Annotated in this window: 2 protein-coding genes and 1 pseudogene; all 3 read left to right on the top strand. The window is 64.0% G+C overall.

Annotated elements, in window-relative coordinates:
• Positions 1 to 1,263 (top strand): HWE histidine kinase domain-containing protein (locus J0I64_RS00340; RefSeq protein ID WP_291405328.1); only part of this gene is annotated, 1,263 nt, incomplete at its 5' end.
• A 61-nt stretch (positions 1,264 to 1,324) separates the two neighbouring features.
• Complete coding sequence (gene rpsO / locus J0I64_RS00335; protein WP_291405330.1) at positions 1,325 to 1,660, top strand: 30S ribosomal protein S15; 336 nt, start codon at positions 1,325 to 1,327, stop codon at positions 1,658 to 1,660.
• Between the two features lie 354 nt (positions 1,661 to 2,014).
• Positions 2,015 to 2,392, top strand: a pseudogene (locus J0I64_RS00330) (polyribonucleotide nucleotidyltransferase); the annotation flags it as partial.

Below are 2,392 nucleotides of genomic sequence, written 5' to 3'. Positions count from 1 at the left end.
GCAACGATATCGGGGTTGTTCTTTGGCAAGGTTGCCCAGACCTGGGTTTACAATGTCTGGCTGCCACTGCCCGAAGGACGGCCAGTGGCGCTGATCGCCCTCACCCAGAATGCGAGCGATCTCATTCCCGTGCTGCAATCACGGGAACTGCCGCAGGGCTGGAATGCGGCACTTGTCGATGGCGCCAACACGGTCATTGCGTCGACGGTCAGCGGCGACCTCGCCATCGGCGATACATTGCCCATGCGCAGGGATGCGGACAGCCCCGCGCAGGGCTGGACGGAAGAGAGTTTTCACGAGGAACGTGTGGTCACCGCCGAATGGCGATCCGGCCTCACCGGGTGGCGCATCGTTGCCTGGGCTTCGGCGGCTCAGGTCGAGCGTCCGCTCGGGGAGTCGCTGCTGCAGCTGGCGGCCTGGGGCCTAGTGATTGCCATCGTCGCCTCGCTGATCGCGGTCTATATCGCCCAGCAGCTGAGCCGCTCGGTGCGCGGGCTGCGGCTCGATGCCCAGCGCCTGGGGCGCGGCGAGGCGGTGTTCGAGCGCCACTATCCGGTGGCCGAGATCGACGAGGTTTCAAAGGCGCTGGTGGTTGCTTCGCGACAACGCCAGACGGCCGAGCGGGACGTGCGCTTCCTGATGCGCGAACTGGCGCATCGCTCGAAAAACCAGATGGCGGTCATCTCGGCCATGGCCAAGCAGACCGCGCGCGGCGCAACGGACGTGCCGGAATATGTCGAGGCGCTCGAGCGTCGCATCATGGGCCTGGCGCGCTCGACGGACCTGCTGCTCGCCCATGGCCGCGCCGGGGTGTCGTTGCGCGAACTCGTCGACCTGCAACTGGCCCCCTTCCGGCCGCAGGAGACGGAGCGGGTGACGATTGCGGGCGACGATATCCGCATCAATCCGCAGGGCGCGCAGATCCTGGGCATGGCGCTGCACGAACTGGCCGTCAACGCCACCCAATATGGCGCCTTCGCCGATGAGCGGGGCCGCCTGACCCTTTCCTGGGTCGATGGCGACGATCAGGTCGACATGCGCTGGCGCGAAACGCTGTCGGGTCCGCTCAAGGCCAGCCAGCGCGCCGGTTTCGGCACGACGGTGCTGCGCGCCATGGTGGGCGGCGCGCTTGGGGCCCAGGTCGAGCGGCACGAGCATCCCGACGGAGTGGAATGGACCATCGATATTCCCAAGACCGCGCTCGATCCGTCCTTTGCCGCGGTGCGGCCAGACGAGCAGCTCGGAGAGCGCGCAAAGCAATAAGTCTGGCTTTGTGCGGTGCTTTGCACTATAGGGACCGCCAGCAGGCTCACTTTGCCGCGCTATTATCGGCCCCACCTGGACGACATCCTGGCTGGGGCTCTTCATCCTCACAATAAAGGATAAGCTGATGTCGATTACTGCTGAGCGCAAGAACGAGCTCATCAAGGAATATGCCACCAAGGCCAACGATACCGGTTCGCCGGAAGTGCAGGTGGCGATCCTCTCCGAGCGTATTGCCAACCTCACCGAGCACTTCAAGGACCACGCGAAGGACAATCACTCGCGCCGTGGCCTTCTGAAGCTTGTTTCGACCCGTCGCCGCCTCCTCGACTACGTCAAGAAGGTCGACGAGAGCCGCTACAAGACGCTGATCGAAAAGCTCGGCCTGCGTCGCTAAGACCAGACAATCCGGCGCGGGAGTCATCTTCCGCGCCGGTTGCCCTTTTGGGGCGCGGCTTCAGGACGGGCGGATAGCGCTTCTCCGAAGACGCGACCAGAACAAGGGTCTGCACCCGGCGCATTCCGATGCGCCCTAGGCCGGCGATGCCGGAGCATGGCAGGATTATTGGCGCCTTCCGCCGTGGAGCCGCTTGTTGTCTTGTCCATGTTCTGTCTTCGCCAAACAGCAACAGTGCCTGATTTTGAGCCGGCGCGCACATGGGGTGCGGCACCGGTGCGGGCACACCGGAAGCGTTCGCGGACCTTCGCCTCGTCCGCGTTCCCGCGCTCCGGCAGAATGGAAAGACAAAACATGTCGATCAATTTTGACCACCACAAGGTCGAACTCAACTGGGGCGGCCAGCCCCTGACGCTCGAAACCGGCAAGATCGCCCGCCAGGCTGATGGTGCCGTGCTCGCGACGCTGGGTGAGACTGTGGTGCTTGCCACTGTCGTTTCGGCCAAGTCGCCCAAGCCCGGTCAGGACTTCTTCCCGCTGACCGTCAACTACCAGGAAAAGTATTTTGCCGCCGGCAAGATCCCGGGTGGCTACTTCAAGCGCGAAGGTCGCCCGACCGAGAACGAGACGCTGACCTCGCGCCTCATCGACCGTCCGATCCGCCCGCTTTTCCCCGATGGCTACAAGAACGAGTCCTATGTCATCGTCACCGTTCTGCAGCACGACATGGAA

This window comes from Devosia sp. (genome assembly GCF_017307565.1).
In the GTDB taxonomy this organism is placed as follows: Bacteria; Pseudomonadota; Alphaproteobacteria; order Rhizobiales; family Devosiaceae; genus Devosia.
This window is presented reverse-complemented; position numbering and strand designations above follow the sequence as displayed.